The following is a 25,263-nucleotide window of genomic DNA, read 5'->3' on the forward strand; positions in this document are numbered from 1 at the left end:
GGCAAACGCTACTACAACCAAAACAACCTACCCAAAGACTTAGACCAACAAGTCCAACAACTGCTACAACGCAGCCAATGGACGCCAAAACACAAGACAAACACCAACCAAGCAACCCACAGCGACCAAGAACGCCAAGCCAGCGAACTCATCCTACAACGACGCAACATCAAAACCGTACCCGAATACAACCCCTTACAACATCGACCTAGCACCCATCCGCAACGCGCCAAAGTGGTGGGACCTGCAGGAGAAGAAATCCATGTCGATGAATGGGGACGCATCAAAGTACGCTTCCTGTTTACCCGAGCAGAAGACCACCAATTTGATGGCGGTGCCGGCAGTAACAACAACGACACCGATTCAGCTTGGGTCGATGTACTGACCCCATGGGCAGGCGAAGGCTATGGCGCACGCTTCCTTCCTCGAATCAATGAAATCGTGGTCATCGACTTCTTTGACGGCAACATCGACCGTCCCTTTGTGGTGGGCCGCCTACATGAAGCCCAACGCAGCCCAACCCGATTCGACAGTCAAGGCCAACTGCCGGACACCAAAAAACTCGCAGGGATTAAAAGTAAAGAAGTCCAAGGCGAAGGTTATGGACAACTCCGCTTTGATGACACCACAGGACAAATCTCCACCCAACTGCAAAACACCCACGGGGCGAGCCAACTTAACCTAGGGAATCTCAGTCATCCCAAAGCAACAGCAGAAAGTGAAGGACGAGGCGAAGGCTTCGAACTCAGAACTGACCAATGGGGTGCAGTACGAGCGGGCGAAGGCATACTCATCTCCACCTACAAACAAGAACAAGCCAAAGCAAACCATTTAGATGCAAGCGAAGCCAAACAACAACTCGAAAGTAGCTTAAACAACGCCAAAGCCCTCAGTGAAGTGGCAAAAAATCAACAAACTGATCCACTGAGCTTACTCGAAAACCTACAGGGCTATCTCAAGAACTTAGAGAGCGAAGACCAAAGCAAAGCCGCGGCTTTTAAACAAGCGATCATGCTCTTGGCTTCACCAAGTTCAATTGCCGTAGAAAGTAACGAAGAAATCCACCTCAGTGCAGATGGGCAGATCAACCAGATTGCACAAGGAAGCATTAACACCAGCACCCAAGACAGCATCATCGGACATGCCAGCAAGAAGATCAGCTTATTTGCCGCGCAAGAGGGAGCGCGACTGTATGCAGGCAAAGGCAAGATCGAGATTCAAGCTCAAGGAGATGGTGCTGATCTGATTGCAAGAAAGGGGGTGCAGATTATTTCGACGGAAGATCGAATTGAAATTAAAGCGGCAAAAAAAATAGTGTTGATCGGTGGCGGCTCACAGATTGAAATTAGCAGTTCGGGAGTTTTACCTACCACAGCTGGTAAGTTTGAAGTCAAAGCTGGACAACATTTATTTAAGCCGGGAGCGAGTGTAAGTACTTCAGCTCAATTGCCAACAATGCAACCGTTAAAAGGCGCATTGAATCTTTTAAGAAGTTATGGTGGAAGTGAATTCTTTAAAGGAGCTGGATATAAAGTTATTGACTCTCTTGGTAAGACAATAACAGGGAAATTAGATGCGAATGGTTTTGCTCAAGTAACAGGAATTGCTCCTGGTGGTGCACAAGTCATTTTTGATAAAGATGAGCGAAGTCCTTGGGCATTATCAAGTCATTTTTCGCGAAGTTATGATTGGGCAGATGCAGTAATTCCTGGTACATCTAATTTTGTGAACTCGAGCTTAAATCAGCTGGGTCAGAATTTAATGGCTCAAGTTAAAAATAATTTGACTCAACTTGATAGTATGAATTTAAAGGATATAGGCAAGAATGCTTTAAAAGGTCTAGCAGACCAAACTGTTGGGCAACTCAAAAATCAAGTGGCAACTTCTACATTAGGTGGAATTTCTGAAAAATTAAATTTAGGTTTAAGTCCTAATCAATTGAAGACTATAAGCCAAATGGCAGTAAATCCTTCTCAATCACTAGATATGATTCGTACGCAAGGCGTTGATTTTATAACTCAGCAGGCCACATCGAAGTTGATTCCGAATTTTATGAATTCAACTGGGTTTATGCCAAATACAAATTTTGATACAGCATTGGATCAGGAAAATATTCCGAATCAATCTGAAAAGGTCATTGTAACTGACGACTACATTGCACAGAAATATTATCAATCTGGCGGATTAACGTATACAGAAACGACAAGAATCAGTACGAAATCGAATCCAGCTCCATTGTTAACAAATCAAAAGATTGTTGAAGTTAATAAACCTATACAAGTGAATAAAGTAGACGTGAGTACAAAGAATTCAACATCAGCAGATGATCAGTTTATTTCACAAAAATATTATCAATCTGGCGGCATTAAATATACGGAAACAACTCGATTAAAAACGAGTAATGATCGTCCTGATTTAGAACAATATAACGCGAAAAACTTAAAAGATTAAAAATATATAGGTTAGTCATGGCAACTGAAAACGAACAAGTTTCTAATAATGCACAATCGAGTGTTGAACTTGCTGTATTTAATTTAGACAGTATGGGTAGTGTAGCTGACCTACAAGTTATTGCTAATCAAATTGAAAATTTCCTTGTGGTCTGTGGGCAAACATCATTACTTAAAGTCAAAGCAAATGCCAATATAACTACTGTAGCTAATATATATGCTTTAAGTGGAAGTGTGCTTGATTTATTGTTGTATGCAATGTCTCCTCAAACAGAAGTGCTTTCAATACAACGAAATGCTTTGCTTGGTGCGAATTTAATTGGATTGTTTGCAGAGCCTAAACATGAAGCACATGCAAGGATGGGTTTACGTCCTATTTTAGGATTAATGGCTGAATGTCTATATCCTGAAAATGGTAAAATTAAGTCAACTGACATTCGACGTATGGAATTACATCTTAATGCAAGAATGGCAGGTAATTTAGAGACCTATCTAAAAGAGACACAAGCTAAATTAGCGGACTTATTAACGAATGCAAATGCCTTGGCTGTTCAGATTCTAAAATCTCTTCAATCATCTTCATTATCGTCTGTTGTAACGGAAATAACATCGAGCGCATCAGCTGAAAAAAGAGATCCAAATTTACAATTTCAAAATTGGGCAATACCATTAATAGATTTACTCAGTGTTGAGCCTCAAGCAGATTTAACGCCTAAAATTGAAGCAACTCCAAGTCATTTTGAAACTTTACTTGTAGAGGCGATTAGTTCGATTAGTAACGATTTGCAGAATCAGACAAACCCAAGCTTGCAATACAGTCTTGGTTGGCTCATTCAACAAACACTTAAGGCTATTCAAGATAATCAAAATAAGGGTAATGCCAGTGTTCCGATTAATCAAACTGGTGAATTTGAGCGTCAAACTGATGGCGATATCCTTGAATTTGTCAGTTTGCAAGCAGATGCATTAATGGATCCTCCATGTTTGAATCCAGCTGAACCAACAACAAGTGCTGAAACCAATACTGCTCATAGTATTAGCTATTCTATAGGTGCTGAACGAGTTTCCCATGTAGACTTCAGCCTACCTAAGCTGGGATTAGTATTCAATCGACTTTATAACTCCCAAATGTGGGAATTCGATAACGGTGCTTTGGGTGCTCGTTGGTTAACGCCTTTTTCTAATTTGATTGTTCCAAATGAACAGGGTTATTTGTTTATTGATGCGAAAGGCAGAAAACAACAATTGCCATCGATCATTATGAGTGAATCCTATGAAGTTCCAATCCAAGGTATTACAACGCGTCTAAATGAACAGGGTGAATTAGTCCTAAATTTTGGAACAGAATGGGATTATCAATTTAGTACATTCGATCAAGGTCAAAGTTATCAGCTTACGCAAGAGAGAAATTCATCAACTCAAGAACAAGTCGATCTTCGTTATATCTTGCTAAATGGCAAAGCTTATTTACAAACCGTCCATTTTAATTTTAAGAAGACTCAGCAAATTTTGAAATTTGCGTACAATGATCAAGCAAAAATTATTGCTATATTTGTGGATGATCAAGAACAACCACTTGCTCGTTATGGGTACGATCATGACGGAAATTTAGTAGAAGCATATGATGAGAATGGTCACGCTCGTCAGTATTCATACAATGCGTATCATCAATTAACACGTTATACCGATCGATCAGGTCGTGGTCAAAATATTCGTTATGATTCGAATGAACCAAATGCAAAAGCCATTGAAGAATGGGCGGATGATGGAAGTTTTAAAACAACTTTAAAATGGCATCCTCGTCTGCGCCAAGTTGCTGTGTATGATGCTTACAACGTGCCGACTTATTACTACTTTGATTTAGATGGTTTTACTTATCGTATTCGATTAGCAGATGGTCGTGAAAAATGGTATTCACGTGATCAACAAAAACGCATCACCCGAGAGATTGATTACAGTGGTCGTGAAACTCAACAGCAATATAATGAAGAAGGTCAGCTGAGTAAAATCATTCAACCAAATGGCGGAGTGATTCGATTTGCTTATGATGAACATAAAAATCTAACAGAAATAAAAGATCCTGAAGGTCATATTTGGAAACGCGAATACAATGCAGATGGCTTGATGACCAAAGAAATCAATCCATTGGGTCACACAACACAATATAATTACAATGCCGAAGGTCAATTGATTGAAATTACTGATGCCAAAGGTGGTGTTAAAAAAATCCAATACAACGACCTTGGACAAATGATCTCATATACCGATTGTTCGGGTAAAGAAAGTGCTTGGCAATATGATGAGGAAGGGCTACTTAAGCAACAACAAGCCGCAGATCAAACAGGTGTGCAATACATCTATAGTGATCAAGGTATAGACAAAGGACAACTTAAATCCATCATCTATCCAGATGGACAAAAAGAACACTTTGAACATGACCAAGAAGGGCGCCTTCTCAAACACATTGATACCAAAGGACAGGTGACTCAATACCACTACAATGTAGTGGGTCTATTAGAAAAACGCCTTGATGCCAACAAACACCAAATTGCCTATCAGTGGGATAAACAAGGGCGTATTCAGAAACTTATCAACCAAAACCATGCAGAATATGTATTCGAATACAACAGTTATGGTTATCTTACACGAGAACAAGCCTTTGATGGTGAAGAAAAACACTATAGTTACGATGAGCTTGGTCGACTTAGCCACATTCAACAACCGAATATCATCACACAATTTGGCTACTATGAAGACGGACAAATTGCGTCAAAAACCTACATCCACCGCGAAAGCAAACAACACCAAACAGAAGAGTTTAATTACAATCTGAATAGCCAGTTAATTCAAGCAAAGAACCAACAGAGCCAAAACGACTTCTACCATAATGCGATAGGACAATTGGTTAGAGAACACCAACACTACCAAGTGCCAAATCTGAAACCAATGACTGCAGTACTACGCTATGAATACGATGAACTCGGCAATCTCATCAAAACTGTTCGTCCGGATGGTCAGGAAATTAGCCACTTAACTTATGGATCAGGACACATCTATGGTATTGCTCTGAATAAACAAGACATGGTGGGTTTTAAACGTGATGACCTACACCGAGAAACAGAACGTTACCTTGCCAATGGTTTAAGCCAAAGCAACCAATATAATGACGTTGGATTGCTGATTGCACAGCATATACACGCAGAACAAGAAACAGCAGATCGAACACAACATCAGACACAACGCCAATACACTTATGATGCCAACTATTTGTTGACTCAAGTTCAAGATAGTCAAAAAGGTAAACTTAGTTATCAATACGATGCGATTGGTCGCTTAATACAAGCGCAAAGCTCAAAGCAAACTGAACGTTACCATTTTGACCCAGCGGGCAACTTAATAGATCCAGTTGCAACGCAAAGTGCAGAAATCAAAAACAACTTGGTGAAACACTATCAAGGCAAACACTACAAATACGATGCCCAAGGTAATGTGATTGAAACCCAGCAGGCAGATCAACAGTTGAAACTGAAGTGGGACAACTTAAATCGCTTAATCGAAAGCGACCACAACGGGCAAATTATTGAATACGGCTACGATGTCTTTGGACGACGCCTCTATAAAGCCAATAAATCAAATAACAGCCTGACCTTATTTGGTTGGGATGGTGATTTAATGATCTGGGAATCAAAAATCAGTTCAAATCCAACAGATATAAACAATACAGATCAGAGCTATACCAAACACTATATCTATGAGCCGAATAGCTTTGTACCGCTATTACAAGCAGGTTATCAAACTTTCATTAAATTGATAGAAACACCGAATTACGAAAGGTTTAAAACAGAGCCATACTCAATTCATAAAGACCCTGTTTGGCGAACGGATACAAGAAAAAATAGAGCGGAGTTAGAACGGATTGCGTTCTACCATTGTGACCAAGTTGGAACACCTCAAGCCTTAAGTAATGAACAAGGCGAATGTATTTGGGAGTTAACGCTGAATACATGGGGACAAACACAACAGATCAAAGTGAAGCACCAAGAGAACCCATTAGAACAAAGTGATATCCGTTTCCAAGGGCAATATTACGATGAGGAAACAGGATTACATTACAACCGTTACAGATATTACGAACCATTTAGTGCACGTTATATCAGTAAGGACCCAATAGGGTTGTTTGGTGGTATTAATACTTCAGCTTATGTAAGTGATCCGAATCAGTGGGTGGATCCGTTGGGATTAGAGGATATTAAATGGCCTCCAAATAATGGGGCGGTAAAAGGAACAGAAGTAAAAGATTATACACTCAAAGGAAGTAAATGGTACAAATCACGATATATAGATAGATTTGGTAGTGAGCGTGGTTGTTATACTGGTAAATGTGGTACTGCATTTGAGCAAAGGAGTTTACCGCCAAACACTGATAGAAGCCCAAAAAACTTCCATAAATATAAAATATTGAAGGATATAAAAGGGGTTGAGAAGGCTAAAATTGCTCCTTGGTTTAATCAACCTGGTGGAGGAACACAGTATAAACTTCCAAAGTCGGTAGGTGAATTAATTAAAGAAGGTCATTTAAAAGAGGTTAAACCTTTACAATTAGGTAATATAGCTTCAAAAGCTCTAAATGTAGTAGGTCGTGTTGGTACTGTTACCCTTTTGCTTACACCTACATCAATTAGTAAGTGTCAAGACTTGGATTATAGCATCCAGAATCCTAAAGAATGTCATTTTGGGCAATATTCACATTAATATACTTAAAGGTTTAAACTATGAGTAAAATAATAGATTTGTTAAGAAAAAGTTATCTTATTGGTAGGTTAACGAAAGAAGAAAGAATTGATATTGATGAAAATATGGAACTTTCTAGTGATAGTAAAAAAATTGTGAAATATACTCAGCTAGAAAAATATTTACACGAAAAAAGAATACCTAAAAAGTATTATTCGATTGGTAAAGATAAAGAGGATTCAATCTGTATTACATTTGAAAATATTTGGGTGATTTATTATAGTGAAAGGGGGGAGAGAAGAATTTTTTTAGAAACTTTTAGTGAAGTGGAAGCATGCCAAAATTTTTTGCTAACTATCAAGAAAACCATAGCTACAGATACTGGTAGAGATAGTATATATCTCTATGAAAATTTATAAGATATTATAGAAAGGCTTCGTTGCATAATGCTGTATTTATAGGCGTATTTAACAACGTAGATTCAAATCACAAGTGCGACACATTTGTAATTAGTTGAAAAATTAGGTGTATTCATAGCATCTTAGACTTTTTCAACTCGCAATTGGAAAGTACACAATGAAGAAATATTCCCAACTTTCTCAAAACGAAAGATACGAAATTTATACCACTTTGAAAAGTGGGAGTTCAATCACTAGCCATGCTAGGGAGTTAGGGCGTTCACGATCAACTATTTTTATGTTTATCTACTAGTGCATTCTTAAGTTTAGTTTTTATGATTCTGTTTGGTGTAAGAAATTCAAAATTTTAATCTGACATAAAAGAGTTTATTTGAGATATTATTATGGATAAAAAAGGTATCTTTCACTTATTACAGTGATTTTAGCTATTCCATTTTCAGTATTCGCTTTTAACTATGATAATAACAAAAGAAATGAGGTGTTAGACAAAAAATTAAGATCTGTTGCTAATGAGGAACGTGAAAAATTACCTTTAGATGTGGGAAATAGTACTACCTGGGTTAAAGTTGAATACAACAAATTTAAATATGTTTATATTGTTGATACATCAAAAATAGAATGGAATCCATCTTTCTATGAGGAATCGATAAATTATTCTTTAAAATAAATATGTAATCAATTAAAAGATGAGATAGGAAATGATGTTCAGTATGAGTATGAATATCAAGATGAAAAAATAATAAATTAGTTGCTTTTACTGCTAATAAAAAGATATGATCAAATTTATAGCTTTTTAAATAATAAATTTAGGATAATAGATCTCTTTCATAAATCAAAAAACGATCTACCCCTTGCTGATTATTTGTACCGAATAATTTTAAATATTCATGCATAATTTGCGAATGAAATACATCGACTCAAAGAAGCTTTCTGAAACACAGTTTAAACGATATACAGGCATCTCATGGTCAACCTTTGATTTAATGGCTAAACAGCTAAAAATGCTTGTACCTGCTAAAGGTAGACCATCTAAGTTAAGTGTAGAAGATCAAATCCTTCTGTGCTTAAGTTATTGGCGTGAATATCGAACATTGTTTCATGTCGCAACGAGTTATGGTGTGTCAGAGCCTACTGCTTAAAGAATCGTCCGCCACGTAGAGGATTGCCTGATCAAGTCCAATCTATTTAATTTACCCAAGAGTTTGCCTGAAGGCGAAAGTATCGACTGGAATGTGGTGATCGTAGATGCCACAGAAATTCCAATACAAAGACCTAAAAAAACAGAAGAAAAGCTATAGTGGTAAGAAGAAAGCTCATACTTTCAATGTACAAGCCATCATCCACTATAAGACTCAGCAAATTCTGAGTTTATGTACGAGTCGTGGTGCAGTACATGATTTCGAGCTCTTCAAACATAACCTGAATCAAATTCCTAAAGGGTCTTTTATCCTTGCAGATAAAGGCTATCAAGGGATTTATACGGTGTATCCAAATAGTCTATTGCCATTAAAAGCAAAAAAGCACTGTAAACTAGAACCTGAGCTAAAAGTTTACAATTAAGAAATCAATAAAAGAAGAATTGGGATTGAGCATGTATTTGGGACTTTGAAGACCTTCAAAATCCTTGCTGAGCGATATCGCAACCGTGGCAAAAGATTGGGATTAAGATTCAGTTTAATCGCAGGGATTTATAATTTAGAACTGAGTAAAAAATGATTTATGAAAGAACCCTATTGTTTACTAGTATTAAAGTTAATACATTAGAAACTAAGTGTTAGTGATTACTGTGAATGTTGAATATCTGAAATGACGATATTGCTTCTAGTTCAGCATTGCTGAATAAAGTTACTACAGAGTTAAATCAAGATAAAATCGATTTAAATAATAGGGAAAATAAAACACTCCATAAAAAAACCGAGCAAAAAAGCTCGGTTTTTTTTGTACGTTATTTATTTTTCAACAAAAGCACGTTCAATCACATAATCACCAAGAACACCCATACGTGGAGATTCTTTTAAGCCATGTTGATCAAGAAGTGCAGCTACATCGTCAAGGAATGCAGGAGAACCACATAACATTGCACGGTCAGTTTCAGGATTAAAACGAGGTAAGCCGATTTTCTCGAAAAGAGCACCAGTTTCAATCGCAGTTGTAACACGACCTTGAGTATGGAAGTCTTCGCGTGTAACTGTTGGGTAATAAATTAACTTTTCTTTCGCACCAAGTTCCCCAAAGAACTCATGGTTTGGAATTTCATTTTGAATAAGGTCTTGATAAGCCAATTCTGAGATATAGCGTGTACCGTGTACAACGATGATTTTCTCGAAACGCTCATAAGTTTCAGGATCACGGATAGTCGAAAGGAAAGGAGCTAAACCAGTACCTGATGATAAAAGATACAAGTTTTTACCAGGATTTAAATCATCAAGAACAAGTGTACCAGTCGGTTTTTTAGAAACTAAAATTTCATCACCAACTTTTACTTTTTGTAGGATTGATGTCAAAGGACCATCTGGAACTTTAATAGAGAAAAACTCAAGTTCTTCTTCATAGTTCGCGCTAGCAATCGAATACGCACGCATTAAAGGCTTGCCATTGACTTCTAAACCAATCATCACAAATTGACCATTTTTAAAACGCAATGCTGTATCGCGAGTCGTTTTAAAACTGAATAATGTGTCATTCCAGTGGTGTACGTGAGTAATCTTTTCGACGTTAAAAGCAGCCATTAAAGGTCTCAATAAATTATCAAATTAGAACAGCTTGCTATTCTAAACTAAAACCATTCTCGATAAACTGAATATATTTAATTGAGCTTATCAAAAAAAGTGATTATGAATGAGCTGACTTTACCTGTGATTGGTATAATGAGATCTCCCTACAAAGAAAAGTTTGGTATTCCACGTCAGCCAAATTTAGTAAATGTTGAAAGTTATATTGAACTATTGGCGCCATATAATGATGAATTGGCTTTTGAAGGTATACATGATTTCAGTCACTTATGGCTGATTTGGCAGTTTCACGATAATAAAAATCAGAATAATCAAAAATTTAAGCCTCAAGTCAGACCACCACGTTTAGGTGGAAATAAAAAAATGGGGGTCTTTGCGACAAGAAGCATGTACCGTCCAGCACCTATCGGTATGTCAGTCGTACAATTCAAAAAACTTTTTAAAGAAGGTGATTCTTTGAGATTGTATGTGTCTGGCAGTGATTTACTAGATGGAACACCCATTATCGATATCAAACCATATATTCAATATTCTGATGCCGTGGTTGAGGCGACGAGCGGTTATGCACAGGATAAGCCAATTCAAAAAAAAGTTGTTTGGTCAAAAACTGCTGAAATTCAGCGAAATCAACTGTTGGATCAACAATGTGTCGCTGAAAGTTTAATCAAGGAATTGGAACAAGTTTTGTCATTTGATCCAAGACCATCTTATCAAAATGATCCTGAGCGAATTTATGGGCTAAGTTTCGGCCCCTTAAATGTCAAATTTAAAGTGGATACTGAGGTTGAGATCGTTGCACTGGAACTTTGTTCAAACGAATAAATTGTTGGACTGATGTATTTAAAGCTGAATTTGATCTAATGAATTTAATTGTAAATTCTGAATAGGCTAAAGGCTAATGTTGAATAAAGAATTTGCTATAGTTGGGCTCAAGGAATGGGGCAATTTGAATGAATTTTAATTTTGAAATTGATACAACATGGTGTTTAGAACAACTACTAAAAGATGGTCGTATTTTAGAGCGAGATAAGTTGCTCATACAAACCCGACACCGTCAAAAAGATCAATTTAAATGGCATCCATTGCAGTGGATTGCACATTTTGAATTGGTTGATCAAGTTCAACCTCAACATAAGTTAACATTGCAACGCTTATGTGAATGGTTAGCATTAAAAACACAACTCCAATATTATGTGATCGACCCGCTTAAAGCAGATGTTGCAGCACTGACTCAGGTCATGTCACAAGAATATGCATTCAAAAATAAAATTCTAGCGGTGGAGGTGCATCCTGATCAGATCTTAATTGGTACAGATCAACCATTCTTGGATGATTGGGTTAAGAATTTAGAAAAGAGCTTAAGTCCTAAAAAAATTGTTAAGGTTTTACTGAATCCAGAGCAGTTACAACGTTACTTGATTGAATATTATCAAGTGAGCCGAGCAGTAAACTCTTCTCAATATTCAGGAGCTTACGACCGACAGAGCCGAGGTGTTGAATCCCTTTTACAATTGGGTGATAGTCAAAATCCTGATGCCAACGATCAGCACATCGTAAAATTAGTCGACTGGTTGCTTCAATTTGCCTTTGAACAGGGTGCGAGTGATATTCATCTTGAGCCTCGTGCGGAGAAAGGACGTGTTAGATTCCGTATCGATGGTGTGCTGCATACGATTTATAACATGCCTAGTAATACACTCACGGCAGTAATTTCTCGTATTAAAATTCTGGGTCGTATGAACGTTGCAGAAAAACGACGTCCTCAGGATGGGCGTTTAAAAACGCGTACACCTAAGGGTCAAGAAACTGAACTGCGTTTATCAACTCTGCCTACTGCAGCAGGCGAAAAAATGGTAATGCGAATTTTTGATCCTGAAGTATTAGTGAGGAGTTTCCAACAACTGGGTTTTGAAGGAAAACTGCTAGAACAATGGAATGCCATTACCAAAAATAGTCACGGCATCATTTTAGTGACAGGTCCAACTGGTTCAGGTAAAACCACAACCCTGTATTCATCAATGAAACAACTTGCGACTGAGCAATTAAATGTTTGTACGATTGAAGATCCTATCGAGATGATAGAGCCGAGCTTTAATCAGATGCAGGTAAACCCTGCAATTGATCTTCATTTTGCCGATGGTGTACGTGCCCTCATGCGCCAAGATCCAGACATTATCATGGTAGGGGAAATCCGAGACCAAGATACAGCGAATATGGCGATTCAAGCTGCGTTAACAGGTCATCTCGTACTTTCAACACTTCATACAAACGATGCACCTTCAAGCTTGACTCGTTTACATGATCTAGGGGTGCAGCCATTTTTAACAGCGGCAACAATCTTAGGGGTTTTGGCGCAAAGGCTAGTCAGAAAATTATGTTCTCATTGTAAAGAAAAACGGGAAATTAATGCTCAAGAATGGGAGCATCTGACCTATGGGTATTTAGTGAAGATGCCTGCTCAAGTGTATCATGCCAAAGGCTGTGAACATTGTCGTCACACAGGTTATAAGGGTCGGGTGGGTATATATGAGTTTATGCCTGTGTCTCTAGAAACAAAACAAAAAATCAGTGCTAATCTTAATTTAGATGAATTACGTGCTCACGCAAAAAAAGAAGGTGTAGAGCCGTTGCGTATCGCGGGTGCTCGAAAAGTCCTTGAAGGGGTAACGACATTAGAAGAGGTACTAAGAGTCGTACCACTAAGTTAATTGTCAAAGATTAATAAATATTCATATTTCTTAAGATTCGCTTCAGCTTTGTTTGTTTTAATAGCTTCATCGAAACAAACATCACATGAAAAGGTATAGAAAATGAAAGTGTTAAATCAAGCTTTAATCGCGACAGTTTTAGTCGGTGCAACTACATTTGCAATGGCTAATACGGCAGTGAACCAAAGTGCTGTTAATCATGCAGCCATTGCACCACAAGCAATTACGACTGTTAAAAGTGCTTTAACTGCCAAAGATGATACCCCAGTGAAATTAAAAGGCTATATTGTTAAGGCAACTGGTGATGAAAAATATCAATTCCGCGATAGCACGGGTGTGATCACTGTGGATATTGATGATGAACTTTGGCAAGGTAAACCAATCTCTGCAAAAACACCTGTTGTATTAATTGGTGAAGTGGATATTGATTATAAGCCTGCTAAGCGTGTAGAAATTGATGTAGATCAAGTTCAATTTTAATGAGCTATCTACTGAATTGAGTATTTGATTTATGGCTTTTAAGTACTCAAACCAAAAAAACCACATTCTCCAGAAATGTGGTTTTTTTATGCATCTTTTTTTGAAAAAATTTATAGTGAATGAATTGTGGCTTAGTGAAGAGAGACATGCGTATATTGTTAGCAGAAGATGATGTGTCACAAGCTGAAAGTATCAAAGCTTGGTTAGAAATGGATGGATATAGTGTTGATTGGGTCGAGCGTGGAGATCATGCGATATTAGCAATTGAGCAGCATCAATATGATTGTTTATTACTTGATCGTGGATTACCGAAAGCGACTGGTGATGACATTCTGACACATTTAAGAAAACACCAACACAATACACCAGTTATTTTTATTACAGCCCAAGACAGTATCCAAGATCGTGTTGGAGGACTTGATTTGGGGGCTAATGATTATCTAGTTAAACCATTCAGTTTAGATGAGCTCTCAGCGAGAGTGAGAGCACAATTACGTACTCAGCACAAAGGCACGTCTCAAATCCTAATGTATGGATCCGTGAGTTTGGACCCCCAAACCAAAGTTGTTAAATTGAATTCAGAAATTGTCAATCTCACAGCGAAAGAGTACCAAATTTTATATAAGTTGATGCAACATCCTGAACGTGTTGTGACACGTGAACAACTAGAAGAGTCCTTATATGCTTGGGGTGATGAAATCGAAAGTAATGCAGTTGAAGTTTTTATTTATCAGATTCGGAAAAAAATAGGCTCAACCATGATTAAAACGATTCGCGGATTAGGTTATAGAATGAATTTAGATCAGGCTTAAGGTAGAACAGCGTTGCATCAGCACCCTATTTCTTTACAAAATCGTCTTGTTAAGTCTTCAATGCTCAGTTCGATGTTGGCGGGCGTTATCGCATTAATTCTTTTATTGGTGATCTCGCTTTACCAAAACATGCAGACCCATGACAATATGATGGATGAAATCGCCGATTTGATTTTGGTCAGTGATATTTCAAGTCATGTGGGAAATGAGTTAGATGATTTAAGTGAACAATTTGATATCAAATATGAATTAAAGCTCGATGAACTTATTTTGATTGAATCCCAAGACCTTGCTTTCAATCAAATTGGTTCCAAGGTGTTTTTTCAGAATGATCACTTTGGTTTTGTTTGGCTAGAAGGACGATTTTTTCGTTATTACAGTGAGCAAAGTGATCAGCAAATTCTAACTATGCTTCAACCCATGTCATCGCGTGTTGATCAGTTATTCAAAAGTTTGCTGGGCTACGGTGGTGTTCTCATTATTTTATGGGGCATTCAATGGTTTATTCTACACTTTATTATACGACGTCAGTTTAGATCTATTCACCAACTTTCAAAATTAATTTCCCAAAAGACTGTTAAGGATTTATCACCGATTACACCTTCAAAACCAGAACTAAAAGAACTGCAACCTATTGTGAGTCAAATAAACCAAATGATGGAGCGTTTAGATCGGGCAATTACTGCGGAACAACGTTTTACAGCTGATGCATCCCATGAATTAAGGTCGCCACTTTCTGCGATTCAAATGCGGTTACAACTTTTAAAACGAAAATACCAGTCTGATCATGAGGATTTGTCACAAGACTTAGAGCAGATTCTAAAAGATGTGAGTAGGGGCTCAAATATTTTAGAAAATTTACTTTTGTTGGCCAGACTTGATCCGTCTTCAACGCAAGATGTACCGATACAGTCCATAGATTTAGACCGTTTGACGAAAGAGGTTTTACATTCAGTACAACCTTTGAGCCAAGAAAAAAATATTCAGTTTAAAACTGAGTTAGGAAATCATGCGATTAAGGCAAATCCTGAGTTAATGTTTAGCTGCATTCGAAATTTAGTCGATAATGCAATCCGCTATACGCCACAGAATGGAATCGTTGATATTTTAATCAAACAAAATAATAATGAAATTCTATTTGTGATTGAAAATGAAGGTCACGGCATTGAGCAAACAGTGATTGATCGGCTGGGAGAAAGATTTTATCGTCAGTTAGGCACACGTACAACGGGCTCAGGATTAGGATTATCAATTTGCCGTAAAATTGTCGAATTACATCAAGCCGAGATTGTATTTAAGAAATCAGAGTTAGGTGGTTTAAAAGTTGAAATAAAATTTCATTAAAACCAATTGTCTATAAAGTTGAAGAAATAAAATTAAAGAAGCAGTATGCGCTGATTCATACTGCTTAGTTCCACGATTATTATTATCAAATTTTAGAATTTTTATTTTGTCAAAATGAGTCGATTATTTCGTGTGAGACGAAGGCGATATTCTTCTCCTGCATGCATGATGCGAATTTCTCTGCCTAGAGCAAATAGATTATTTGAGTGAAGCATTGGCAATGCTTGGTGGTTTTCGTTATTACGTGTAAATAAGCTAAATGGTGCGTTCATTCCTTGGACTCCGTGGTATGTGGTGAACGATTTAAATGATAATCATTATCGAATAGAGCTGTCAATGATAATTTTTCTCATTTATAAAAAAACATAAAATGCTTACAATTAAGCACTCATTTTTTGAAAGAAAATCATGTCAAAAAAAACACTTAATGTTTCTATAGCGTTGTTATTCCATAAAAATCAAGTTCTTGTCGGGTGGAGAGAACCCTCTTTACATCAGGGGGGGAAAGCTGAGTTTCCTGGAGGGAAAGTGGAGTTAGGAGAAACTCCTGAACAAGCTTGCCAGCGTGAAGTTCAAGAAGAGGTGGGACTTTTTCTAGATCATGTCTATTTATTTGATGTTATTACGCATGAATATGAAGATCTAATCGTAAAATTGCATATTTATCAGGCTTATATTGATCAGTTGCTACTAGATCATATTCAAAGTCCTTGGACATGGTATGATCGTTCAGCACTAACCATTTTGAATTTTCCTAAAGCCAATGATGCCATTGTTAAACGACTACTCTGGCCGAATAAAATTGCAATAAAAAATATAGATCGTATCGATACAACCATTGATCTTAATCAAGTTAGCTATTTGAGAACTGAAAATGCTTTAGATTTTGCGCTGCAACTCAACCAGTATAATCAACTGGATCAGCTCATTATCAATCGTGATGTGTGGATAGGATTATCAGAATCAAATCAGAAAAAAGTATTTGCCGTACAATTTAAACATGATCAGTTGATGCAATTAAATTCTGATTCATTTATGGAGGAATGGAAGGGCATTAAACGCATCGCATCCTGTCATGACCATTCTAGTGTCAGTCGAGCTGTAGCATTAGGTTTTGATGCAATATTTTTAAGTCCAGTACTGAGTACAACATCGCATCCTCAGCAAGACCCCTTAGGTTGGTCGCAGTTTGAATTGTTATCAAAAGATATTCATATACCAGTTTATGCGCTAGGCGGTATGCAGCCTGAATTATTAGATCAGGCTATACAACATGGAGCTTATGGAATTGCTGGAATTCGTGCTTTTTAAAGGCATTAAAAAGTAAAACTCATGCTTAAATCAAAATTTCTTGATTTGATTTTGTGCTTCTTGGATGAGTTTTTGATTTTTTTGGAGTTGACCTGATTTCAAAATAATTTGCCAAAGTTGTCGTTTCATCGTTGCTGTTTGAGCATAACTGAGACCTCGTTTTGCCAACGATTCAGCATTTTTTGCCTCATTTTTTTGATTGGCAATCATCGCGAGATACATATAGGTCTCTGCAGATTGAGGGGCAAGTCTTTGTGCTTGGAGTGCGGCTTTTTCAGCTTCACTCCATTTTGCCTGACGAAATGCATGATGGGTTTGTTGCATTAAGTTTTTAAATGCGGGAAGTTGGCGGCCATCATCGAATTTTTGAGTTGAGCTTTTCTGTTCAGGAATAACAATTTGTAATTGTTCCCGTTTAATCTCAGGTCGATCGTAAGGCGTAATTTTAATACCATCGGCATCTTTTTTGGATGGTGTTGTTTTAGTCTCAGCTTGTTTAGGTTTCTGAGACGGTTGTGAGTTTTGAGAGGAGGTTAAAGTTTGGCAACCGCCTAAGAGTAATATGCTGGCGAATAGTACGCTAAAATTCAGTTTTGTCATTAACCTTAACTCCTCCTAAACTTATTTTAAGGATTATAACTTCCACTCGAAAGTACTCGAGTGGCATTCGTATTTAAATCCCGTTCCATTTCTGTTTCGCTCTCACGAATATATTGGTCGATGCTGTCTTCTGCTGGAATTTCTTCTGCATTCGTTTCAGGAACGTAAGTCGGCTCTACTTGGTAGTGTGGTAAGCCACATGCTGTTGCGCGACGAGGAACAGTATATTTAAGTATCGGTACATAGAGCGCACCTTGACAACCTTGTGCTGAAAGCTCGCCGCTATTTGAGTCAATCCAATGCCACTGTACTTCATCAGGTTGACGTAAATTGACAGGTTTTTGCTTCAGTTGCTTCATTACGTTGGTCCACACGGGTAAAGCACCAGATGAGCCCGTTAACCCTGTCACTTTATTATCATCTAATCCGAGCCATACAACTGCCAAATGATTACCTGAATACCCCGCGAACCACGAGTCCCTTGTATCATTGGTCGTACCTGATTTACCTGCTAGATTTAGATTCGGAGCTAGGCCGTTATAAGCAGCACGTCCTGTGCCTGCCGACATCACACGTTGTAATCCGTAATTTAAAATATAAGCAGCCGATGGGTCGATCGTTTGTTGAACATTTAAACTGTAGCGATTAATGAGCTGACCATTGGTATCAACAACTGTTCGGATAGATTTTGTAGGATATTTAAACCCTCCAGTTGCAAAGTTACCATAAATATTCATGATTTCCATAGGCGACATTTCAACAGCCCCTAAGAAAATCGATGGATAATTCGGAATAGGTGAAGTCACGCCAAACTTCATTAAATGATTGGTAAATGAAGAAAGTCCAAATTCTTGTCCCAAGCGAACTGTAGATAGGTTATATGAATTGGCTAAAGCTTGAACCATTGGGACGTAACCATACGAAGTTCCGCTATAATTTTTTGGGGTCCAAGTCTGATTGCGATCGACTGGCACACTAATTGGCGAGTCTTCGATTGCCGTCGCCCAGTTATAACGACCAGATTCCAAAGCAGTTAGGAAAATAACAGGTTTTAATAATGAGCCTACCTGACGTTTTGCATCAACTGCGCGGTTAAAACCTGTGAAGTCAGATACTGAACCTACGGCCGCAATCAATTCACCATTTTCAGGGTGAGAAACTAATACCGCGCCTTGAAGCTCTTTCAAGCGTGCAGGATTGGCCTTAGACAGTCTTGATACTGAATCTGTAAATGATTTTTGTACTTTGATTTGTGCGATTGGATCTAATGTTGTGAAAATTCGAAGACCTTGTTTCGTTAAATCGCTTTCTTGGTATTCTGTTCTGAGTTGACGACGTACGATGTCTAGGAAATCAGGGAAGCGAGCTGGACCTAAAGTCGGTTTTTTAATCACGTTTAAAGGTTTAGCTGACTCAGTTTCATATTGATCTTCAGTCAAATATCCCATGACTAACATATTGTTTAGAACAACATTACGGCGTTTTAATGCACTTTCAGGATTTCTCCAAGGATTGTATAAGCTAGGACCTTGAACGAGTCCAACAAGGAAAGCCTGTTGCGCTACACTCAATTCTCTAAGTGGTAAACCAAAATAAAATTGAGACGCTAAACCATAGCCATTGATCGAGTAATTACCATTTTGTCCTAAATTAACTTCATTCAAATATGCTTCCAGAATTTCATCTTTGTCATAATGAAACTCAAGCAACAACGCCATAAAGGCTTCATTTACTTTACGTTTGATTGTACGTTCAGGGGTCAAATAAAAGTTTTTAACCAATTGCTGCGTGAGTGTAGAACCACCTTGACGCTTACCACCAGTAACGTTGCTTACAACTGCGCGTGCTGTACCACGAAACGAGACGCCGTGATGGTGATAGAAGTTACGGTCTTCAGTGGCAATAAGCGCTTGAATTAAAGGTTTAGGAACACGATTGAGTTTAATGAGAACACGGTCTTCGTTGTGTTGAGGGTAGATTCCCCCAACTAACATTGGTTCTAGACGGGCAATCCCCGTACTCGATGGTTTTGTTGCTTTAATCTCTGAAATTTGACTAGCGCCAAAACTGACTTGGAGGATTTGTTCTGGTTCTACACTATCACCAAAATCGAAACCACGCGTGTGGACATAAATGGTATTACCTTGAACCAAAAAATTACCTGGTTTGGTATAGTCTTCAGCGTTTTTATAACCCAACAGACCTAGCTCTTGAATGAAGTTTTGTTGCTCAACGGGTGCATTAGCATAAACTTCCAAGGGACGTGCATATACTTTCGCTGGAATATCCCAACGATTGCCTTCAAATTTATCGCGAATAATATTATCTAAACGGATTAGATAAATACTAAAAGCTACAAATGCAGAAATCACCAGCACTGAGAAAATCAATGCAATTAAGCCAATACCACGTTCAAACTTCATAGATCAAAAAGCAAAACCCTGTTTTATTGCGCTCATCATGCGAAGCTTTTTTATAATTTGCAATAATTAAACTGTGAATTTATGCCTTTTTTAGATAAATGTAATGATTTATCTAATTCAATATTAAGGAGAAAATTAAGATTTTAAGTTGGGGAAATGTGAAATTATTCGTGAAATTCATAACATGAAACAGGCTTGAAATATGTAAGTCACAGAATGATGATGATATGATACTCAACAATTCATCTGGAGCCGTAGCATACGTGCAACTTTCAGCAAAGTCATTTCGTAATATTGGATTAATTGGACGACCAGATAAATCATCTGTGGTTGAGACTTTAAGTCTAATTCATGACCATTTGATTAGTTTAGGTTTGCATCCAGTTTTTGATTCAGAAACCGCTAAATTGGTCCCTTATAAAAATTCGCAAACGGTCAGTCGAGCTTTATTGGGTGAAGTTACAGATTTGGTGATTGTCGTAGGTGGTGATGGTTCATTGCTTCAAGCGGCTAGATCTTTAGTGAAATACAATACTCCCGTCATCGGGGTAAACCGTGGGCGTTTAGGTTTCCTAACAGATATCAAACCGACAGAAGTGTTATTTAAATTAGATCAAGTCTTGAAAGGTGAGTTTCAGCTAGATCGCCGTTTTTTATTAGAAGTCGAAGTTCGTAGTAAAAATGAACTGATTTATGATGCAATAGCATTGAATGATGTGGTTCTGCATTCAGGTAAGTCAGTCCATATGATTGAGTTTGATCTTCATATTGATGGTCAATATGTTTATCGCCAACACAGTGATGGTTTGATTGTATCGACACCTACGGGTTCAACAGCATACGCACTTTCTGGTGGCGGTCCAATTTTGCACCCAAGTATGGATGCGATCGCGCTAGTGCCAATGCACCCGCATACGCTTTCTTCTCGTCCGATTGTGGTGGGTGGTCAAAGTGAAATTAAAATTCAAATTCGTAAGAATCGAGTGTTGCCAATGGTGAGTGCTGATGGGCAACACAGTGTTTCTTTAAATGAAGGTGATTGGTTGCATATTCGCAAACATCCTTTCAAACTTACTTTATTACATCCACCTGGATACGACTTTTATATGGCATGTCGTACCAAACTAGGATGGAATCAAGATTACGATTCATTTCATCAGCAGGACTAAACATGAATATTGAACAAATGTTATCAGTTTTGGATGCAGACATCGTTGCTCGTTTAAGAACTGCCGTTGAAATCGGTAAATGGCCAAACGGTATAGCTTTAACTCAAGAGCAGCGTCAGATTTCAATGCAAGCAGTCATTGCTTGGGAAGCTAAAAATCTGCCAGAAACAGAAAGATCAGGGTATATTGATAAAGGTCATAAAGAGGAAGGTGATGAATGTGATTCACATGTTCCAGAGCCAGAATTTCAACCTATACGTTTTGTATAATCTTCTATGTTAAAAAAGACACCTGATAGTGTCTTTTTTTAATCCGAAGTTAAACTCGATGACGTGACTGCCAGTATTCTTGAGCCAAGGTCTGTGCTTGTGTAAATGTTTCAGCCACATTCATAGTGTAGATTGCGATTGCCATAGTTTCAATAACAGCCACCTCTCCATAGCTATGGTGGGCATCACCTAACCATACGGCATTGAAAGTATCTAAGTTCAACTCTTCTTCAATTGCTGAACGATCAGCTGTGAGTTTCGGAAGTTCAAGCTCATACAGTTCACCGTCTCGTATACCGCAAATTAAGGTTTTTGCATCTGGGTTTCGTTCAAATTCACCGCCTTCACCTTTAATCACCGCACTGTTAACGTAACCTAATTTGGCAGCAGTCTGTTGATGAGAACTGCGATACGCTGGGTGAAATATCGCTTGCAAAGTGGCTTTGGCATTGAAGGGATTGATGAGTCGTGAAAGCGTATGAATGGGTGAGCGTAAGCCCATGATATTGCGTAATGCAATTAAGTCACTCAAGGTCGGTGAAATGACTTCGAGTGGTATATAGGCAAAGTTATGCTGATTAAGTTCTGATGCCATTTCGTTTTCATTTTGACAAATGGTATAACCTAAATACTCTAAAACTTGTTCTGTATATAATCGATTAATGGTATGTCCAGAAGCCCCATGCATTACAATACGATGACCATGTTTTGCTAAGGTTAACGCCGATAAGATAAACCACGGATAGTGTTTGCGTTTCCCCGCGTAAGAAGACCAGTCTAGGTCGACATCAATAGCTCTAAATTTAAGTTGATCACGAGTCGCTTGCACAAATCCAGCCAGTTCATCTACAGATTCTTCTTTCACTCGTAAAAGCATTAAAAATGCACCCAGCTGAACGTCTAATACCTCATTTTTTAAAATCATCTCAAATGCTTGATAGGCTTCTTCATAGGTCAGTGATCGCGCACCATTTTTTCCTTTGCCAAGAATACGAACAAATTGCGCAAATGGATGTTCAAAGTCTTTATATAAATTACGTTTTGTATTCATGATCAATGCAGTTGGATGTTCTTAATGACAGTGTAACGTGGAATGATGCTTCGAATAAAAGCTAAATATCAAATTCAATGATCAAGCATTATTTTTAGCTTTTGAGACTGACCAAATTGTATGAATTTTCAAGCGCTTTTGTCCATGACAACTGGAAAAAAACGGGATAGCATGAAAACTTATAAAAAAATGAAGTGTAAGGAACACAAGAATGTTGGCATATGATGCAGATTTAGAATTATTCCGTGATAATTTCAAACGTTTTATGAGTGAGCACGTTGCTCCTCATTATGAGCAGTGGGAACGTGAAGGAAAAATGCCACGTTCAGTGTGGAATGCACTTGGTGAAAATGGCTTCTTGTGCGTAGATGTTCCTGAAGAATATGGTGGTTATGGTGTCCCAACAGAATATTCTTTAATGTTGGTTGAAGAGTCGGCACGTGCAGGTTATAGCGCATTATCGACAGGTATTTCATGTCACTCAGAAATTGCAGCACCATATATTTTGCACATTGCAAATGAAGAACAAAAAAAATATTGGTTGCCAAAAATGGTTTCTGGTGAAGTGGTCGGGGCAATTGGAATGACAGAGCCAGGTGCTGGTTCTGATTTACAAGCCATCCGTACGAATGCCATTTTGAATGGTGATCATTATGTTTTGAATGGCTCTAAAACCTTTATTTCAAATGGTCAGCATGCAGACTTGGTTGTGCTTGCCGTTAAAACAGATCCTCAGGCACGTGCTAAAGGCGTCTCACTTCTATTGGTTGATACTCATTTAGAAGGGTTTAAAAAAGGCACAAATCTCGACAAAATCGGTTTGCATTCCCAAGATACCTCGGAACTCTTTTTTGACAACGTTAAAGTTCCAGCTGATCAGCTTTTAGGTCAAGCGGGTCAGGGATTTGCCTATTTGATGCAAGAATTACCACGTGAGCGGACAGCGATTGCTGCGACAGCATTAGGAGCAATTCGAGGTTCAATTGATGTGACAGTTCAATATGTCCAAGAACGTCAGGCTTTTGGTCAAAAAATTGGACAATTCCAAAATTCTCGTTTTGTTTTAGCACAAGCGAAAATCGATGAACTGGCTACAGCCGCTTTTTATAATCAAAACCTAGCATTGTATAAAGAAGGGAAATTGGATGTTGAAACAGCAGCTGCATTAAAAAGTTTCAGTACAGATATGCAAATGAAAGTGGCGGATAATCTACTGCAACTCTTTGGTGGCTATGGCTATATGACGGAATATCCTATTTCACGCTTCTTTGTGGATGCACGTATTCAACGAATCTACGGCGGAACCAACGAAATCATGAAAGAAATCGTAGCACGTGGCATGCTAGGACGTTAATTTTTATCCGTATTTACATCTCGCTTGAGGAATACAAGCGAGATGTATTCGAATGTGTTTTCAATTTTAAAACTTATAGAACGAACTGATTTTAAAAAAAAGATTAAAGCTATCCTATTCAATGTTCTTGTCTTTTTTCTAATTTATAGCGCGTATTGGATTGATGATTATTTCAACTGTATATTTTTAAGTCTTATTGCCATAAAGTTTGGTTGCTTAACATTTGAAAGCTAACTATTGTTATACTGTTTACATAACTGATTCTGTAAGGCGACATTACAATGATCAACGATGATCAAAACACGACGAATTCTTTAGACTTAGCTAAAATCCGCGAAGATATCGACTCAGTAGATCAACAACTCCAACAACTGATTAACCGTCGAGCACGACTTGCTGAAGCTGTAGCAAAAGCAAAATTTGCTTCTGAAGAAAATCCAATGTTTTATCGTCCTGAGCGTGAAGCACAAGTTTTGCGTAATGTGATGGAGCGTAATGAAGGTCCTTTATCTGACGTGACGATGGCGCGTTTGTTTAGAGAAATTATGTCTGCGTGCCTTGCTTTAGAAGCACCACAAAGCATTGCTTTCCTTGGTCCAGTAGGAACTTACACCCATTCGGCAGTACTGAAGCATTTTGGACATGATGCGGTTGTGCGCCCACTTCCTACAATTGATGAAGTGTTCCGTGAAGTCGAAGCAGGCAGTGCACATTATGGTTTAGTTCCTGTTGAGAACTCATCCGAAGGTGTGGTTAACCACACGCTTGATTGTTTTAAAGCGTCACATTTAAATGTGATTGGTGAAGTTGAATTACGTATTCATCATCAATTTTTGATTTCTTCAAATACGCGTAAAGACAGCATTAAACAAATCTATGCGCATCAACAAACTTTAGCTCAATGTCGTGGCTGGCTCGATGCTCATTATCCAGGTGTTGAACGTGTGGCTTTGAGTTCGAATGCTGAAGCTGCTCGCCGTATCCGTAATGAATGGCATTCTGCGGCAATCGCATCTGAAACAGCTGCGAGCTTATATGATTTAGAAATCTTACATAGCAATATTGAAGATAATCCAGAAAATACAACACGCTTCTTAGTTATTGGGCGTGAAAAAGTACCACAAAGTGGTAATGATAAAACTTCTTTATTGATCTCTGCACATGACCGTGCAGGTGCGTTATTAGAAATTTTAGCGCCGTTCGCTAAACATAACATTAGCTTGACCAGTATCGAAACAAGACCTGCTTTGCCTGAAAAATGGGCTTATGTATTCTTTATCGATTTAGAAGGGCATATCGAACAAGAGAACGTACGTGCGGCTGTCGAAGAAATTCGTCCATTAGTCAAAGAAATCCGTGTTCTTGGTTCATACCCAATTGCGGTACTTTAAAAAGAGTTGAAACTTAGAT

The 25,263-nt window shown here is 38.1% G+C and carries 22 protein-coding genes and 1 pseudogene; 18 read left to right on the top strand and 5 right to left on the bottom strand.

The window, feature by feature from the left end:
* From AC1M9L_RS03525 to AC1M9L_RS03560, 8 genes and pseudogenes are all read left to right on the top strand, one after another.
* Positions 1-2,451 (top strand): DUF2345 domain-containing protein (locus AC1M9L_RS03525; RefSeq protein WP_481591347.1); only part of this gene is annotated, 2,451 nt, incomplete at its 5' end.
* A 17-nt stretch (positions 2,452-2,468) separates the two neighbouring features.
* Positions 2,469-7,202, top strand: coding sequence for a glycohydrolase toxin TNT-related protein (locus tag AC1M9L_RS03530; protein ID WP_481591348.1), 4,734 nt, complete (start codon positions 2,469-2,471; stop codon positions 7,200-7,202).
* A gap of 20 nt (positions 7,203-7,222) precedes the next feature.
* Entirely contained in the window at positions 7,223-7,600 is a 378-nt protein-coding gene (locus tag AC1M9L_RS03535; RefSeq protein WP_481591349.1) for a hypothetical protein, read from the top strand.
* 157 nt (positions 7,601-7,757) lie between these two features.
* Positions 7,758-7,877 (top strand): annotated as a pseudogene (locus AC1M9L_RS03540) (helix-turn-helix domain-containing protein); the annotation flags it as partial.
* Between the two features lie 201 nt (positions 7,878-8,078).
* The gene (locus AC1M9L_RS03545; RefSeq protein ID WP_481591350.1) at positions 8,079-8,267 is read left to right on the top strand and encodes a hypothetical protein; all 189 of its coding nucleotides are present in this window, start codon (positions 8,079-8,081) and stop codon (positions 8,265-8,267) included.
* 235 nt (positions 8,268-8,502) lie between these two features.
* Positions 8,503-8,739, top strand: a complete 237-nt coding sequence (locus AC1M9L_RS03550) for a helix-turn-helix domain-containing protein (RefSeq protein WP_481591351.1) — start codon at positions 8,503-8,505, stop codon at positions 8,737-8,739.
* A gap of 106 nt (positions 8,740-8,845) precedes the next feature.
* On the top strand, positions 8,846-9,160 hold the full coding sequence (locus AC1M9L_RS03555) for a transposase (protein ID WP_481591352.1): 315 nt from the start codon (positions 8,846-8,848) through the stop codon (positions 9,158-9,160).
* Positions 9,161-9,163: 3 nt separating this feature from the next.
* A complete protein-coding gene (locus tag AC1M9L_RS03560; RefSeq protein ID WP_481591441.1) occupies positions 9,164-9,316 on the top strand; it encodes a transposase in 153 nt (50 codons plus the stop codon).
* Positions 9,317-9,549: 233 nt separating this feature from the next.
* On the opposite strand, the gene AC1M9L_RS03565 is transcribed toward AC1M9L_RS03560, so the two are convergent.
* The gene (locus AC1M9L_RS03565) at positions 9,550-10,329 is read right to left on the bottom strand and encodes a ferredoxin--NADP reductase (RefSeq protein ID WP_035267346.1); all 780 of its coding nucleotides are present in this window, start codon (positions 10,327-10,329) and stop codon (positions 9,550-9,552) included.
* A gap of 105 nt (positions 10,330-10,434) precedes the next feature.
* On the opposite strand from AC1M9L_RS03565, the gene tsaA reads away from it, so the two are divergent.
* The 5 genes from tsaA (at position 10,435) to AC1M9L_RS03590 (ending at position 15,676) form a co-directional block, all read left to right on the top strand.
* Positions 10,435-11,154: a tRNA (N6-threonylcarbamoyladenosine(37)-N6)-methyltransferase TrmO gene (gene tsaA / locus AC1M9L_RS03570; RefSeq protein WP_481591353.1), complete on the top strand. Its 720-nt coding sequence runs from the start codon at positions 10,435-10,437 to the stop codon at positions 11,152-11,154.
* Between the two features lie 128 nt (positions 11,155-11,282).
* Positions 11,283-13,040 carry a type IV pilus assembly ATPase TfpB gene (gene tfpB / locus AC1M9L_RS03575; RefSeq protein ID WP_035267342.1) on the top strand — a complete coding sequence of 586 codons (1,758 nt, stop codon included), beginning with the start codon at positions 11,283-11,285 and terminating at the stop codon, positions 13,038-13,040.
* A 102-nt stretch (positions 13,041-13,142) separates the two neighbouring features.
* A complete protein-coding gene (locus AC1M9L_RS03580; protein WP_481591354.1) occupies positions 13,143-13,520 on the top strand; it encodes a NirD/YgiW/YdeI family stress tolerance protein in 378 nt (125 codons plus the stop codon).
* Between the two features lie 146 nt (positions 13,521-13,666).
* On the top strand, positions 13,667-14,332 hold the full coding sequence (locus AC1M9L_RS03585; protein ID WP_481591355.1) for a response regulator transcription factor: 666 nt from the start codon (positions 13,667-13,669) through the stop codon (positions 14,330-14,332).
* Positions 14,333-14,392: 60 nt separating this feature from the next.
* Complete coding sequence (locus AC1M9L_RS03590; protein ID WP_481591442.1) at positions 14,393-15,676, top strand: sensor histidine kinase; 1,284 nt, start codon at positions 14,393-14,395, stop codon at positions 15,674-15,676.
* A gap of 101 nt (positions 15,677-15,777) precedes the next feature.
* Here the strand turns inward: AC1M9L_RS03590 and hemP are convergent, their stop codons facing one another.
* On the bottom strand, positions 15,778-15,948 hold the full coding sequence (gene hemP, locus AC1M9L_RS03595; RefSeq protein ID WP_035267337.1) for a hemin uptake protein HemP: 171 nt from the start codon (positions 15,946-15,948) through the stop codon (positions 15,778-15,780).
* Positions 15,949-16,084: 136 nt separating this feature from the next.
* On the opposite strand from hemP, the gene AC1M9L_RS03600 reads away from it, so the two are divergent.
* A complete protein-coding gene (locus tag AC1M9L_RS03600; RefSeq protein WP_481591356.1) occupies positions 16,085-16,987 on the top strand; it encodes a thiamine phosphate synthase in 903 nt (300 codons plus the stop codon).
* A gap of 30 nt (positions 16,988-17,017) precedes the next feature.
* On the opposite strand, the gene AC1M9L_RS03605 is transcribed toward AC1M9L_RS03600, so the two are convergent.
* Positions 17,018-17,587, bottom strand: coding sequence for a tetratricopeptide repeat protein (locus AC1M9L_RS03605; protein ID WP_481591357.1), 570 nt, complete (start codon positions 17,585-17,587; stop codon positions 17,018-17,020).
* A gap of 26 nt (positions 17,588-17,613) precedes the next feature.
* Positions 17,614-20,010 carry a penicillin-binding protein 1B gene (mrcB, locus tag AC1M9L_RS03610; protein ID WP_481591358.1) on the bottom strand — a complete coding sequence of 799 codons (2,397 nt, stop codon included), beginning with the start codon at positions 20,008-20,010 and terminating at the stop codon, positions 17,614-17,616.
* Between the two features lie 227 nt (positions 20,011-20,237).
* Between mrcB and AC1M9L_RS03615 the strand changes: the two genes are divergently transcribed.
* Together AC1M9L_RS03615 and AC1M9L_RS03620 are read left to right on the top strand one after the other, a co-directional pair.
* A complete protein-coding gene (locus tag AC1M9L_RS03615) occupies positions 20,238-21,179 on the top strand; it encodes an NAD(+) kinase (protein ID WP_092767167.1) in 942 nt (313 codons plus the stop codon).
* Positions 21,180-21,181: 2 nt separating this feature from the next.
* Complete coding sequence (locus AC1M9L_RS03620; RefSeq protein ID WP_481591359.1) at positions 21,182-21,448, top strand: YeaC family protein; 267 nt, start codon at positions 21,182-21,184, stop codon at positions 21,446-21,448.
* Positions 21,449-21,497: 49 nt separating this feature from the next.
* Here the strand turns inward: AC1M9L_RS03620 and AC1M9L_RS03625 are convergent, their stop codons facing one another.
* The gene (locus AC1M9L_RS03625) at positions 21,498-22,499 is read right to left on the bottom strand and encodes a glycosyl transferase family protein (protein ID WP_481591360.1); all 1,002 of its coding nucleotides are present in this window, start codon (positions 22,497-22,499) and stop codon (positions 21,498-21,500) included.
* 211 nt (positions 22,500-22,710) lie between these two features.
* On the opposite strand from AC1M9L_RS03625, the gene AC1M9L_RS03630 reads away from it, so the two are divergent.
* Together AC1M9L_RS03630 and pheA are read left to right on the top strand one after the other, a co-directional pair.
* Positions 22,711-23,853, top strand: coding sequence for an acyl-CoA dehydrogenase family protein (locus tag AC1M9L_RS03630; RefSeq protein WP_035267322.1), 1,143 nt, complete (start codon positions 22,711-22,713; stop codon positions 23,851-23,853).
* Between the two features lie 281 nt (positions 23,854-24,134).
* A complete protein-coding gene (gene pheA / locus AC1M9L_RS03635) occupies positions 24,135-25,244 on the top strand; it encodes a prephenate dehydratase (RefSeq protein WP_035267321.1) in 1,110 nt (369 codons plus the stop codon).
* Positions 25,245-25,263 lie beyond the last annotated feature (19 nt).

The organism is Acinetobacter sp. ANC_7511 (assembly GCF_056779975.1).

Bases quoted from the DNA above. Each gene is read 5' to 3' on its own strand.
- AC1M9L_RS03615 (WP_092767167.1), top strand. From the start codon at position 20,238: ATGATACTCAACAATTCATCTGGAGCCGTAGCATACGTGCAACTTTCA.
- tsaA (WP_481591353.1), top strand. From the start codon at position 10,435: ATGAATGAGCTGACTTTACCTGTGATTGGTATAATGAGATCTCCCTAC.
- AC1M9L_RS03590 (WP_481591442.1), top strand. From the start codon at position 14,393: ATGCTCAGTTCGATGTTGGCGGGCGTTATCGCATTAATTCTTTTATTG.
- AC1M9L_RS03580 (WP_481591354.1), top strand. From the start codon at position 13,143: ATGAAAGTGTTAAATCAAGCTTTAATCGCGACAGTTTTAGTCGGTGCA.
- pheA (WP_035267321.1), top strand. From the start codon at position 24,135: ATGATCAACGATGATCAAAACACGACGAATTCTTTAGACTTAGCTAAA.
- AC1M9L_RS03620 (WP_481591359.1), top strand. From the start codon at position 21,182: ATGAATATTGAACAAATGTTATCAGTTTTGGATGCAGACATCGTTGCT.
- AC1M9L_RS03530 (WP_481591348.1), top strand. From the start codon at position 2,469: ATGGCAACTGAAAACGAACAAGTTTCTAATAATGCACAATCGAGTGTT.
- AC1M9L_RS03625 (WP_481591360.1), bottom strand. From the start codon at position 22,499: ATGAATACAAAACGTAATTTATATAAAGACTTTGAACATCCATTTGCG.
- AC1M9L_RS03630 (WP_035267322.1), top strand. From the start codon at position 22,711: ATGTTGGCATATGATGCAGATTTAGAATTATTCCGTGATAATTTCAAA.
- hemP (WP_035267337.1), bottom strand. From the start codon at position 15,948: ATGAACGCACCATTTAGCTTATTTACACGTAATAACGAAAACCACCAA.
- AC1M9L_RS03585 (WP_481591355.1), top strand. From the start codon at position 13,667: ATGCGTATATTGTTAGCAGAAGATGATGTGTCACAAGCTGAAAGTATC.
- AC1M9L_RS03565 (WP_035267346.1), bottom strand. From the start codon at position 10,329: ATGGCTGCTTTTAACGTCGAAAAGATTACTCACGTACACCACTGGAAT.
- tfpB (WP_035267342.1), top strand. From the start codon at position 11,283: ATGAATTTTAATTTTGAAATTGATACAACATGGTGTTTAGAACAACTA.
- AC1M9L_RS03600 (WP_481591356.1), top strand. From the start codon at position 16,085: ATGTCAAAAAAAACACTTAATGTTTCTATAGCGTTGTTATTCCATAAA.
- AC1M9L_RS03555 (WP_481591352.1), top strand. From the start codon at position 8,846: ATGCCACAGAAATTCCAATACAAAGACCTAAAAAAACAGAAGAAAAGC.
- AC1M9L_RS03550 (WP_481591351.1), top strand. From the start codon at position 8,503: ATGAAATACATCGACTCAAAGAAGCTTTCTGAAACACAGTTTAAACGA.
- mrcB (WP_481591358.1), bottom strand. From the start codon at position 20,010: ATGAAGTTTGAACGTGGTATTGGCTTAATTGCATTGATTTTCTCAGTG.
- AC1M9L_RS03535 (WP_481591349.1), top strand. From the start codon at position 7,223: ATGAGTAAAATAATAGATTTGTTAAGAAAAAGTTATCTTATTGGTAGG.
- AC1M9L_RS03605 (WP_481591357.1), bottom strand. From the start codon at position 17,587: ATGACAAAACTGAATTTTAGCGTACTATTCGCCAGCATATTACTCTTA.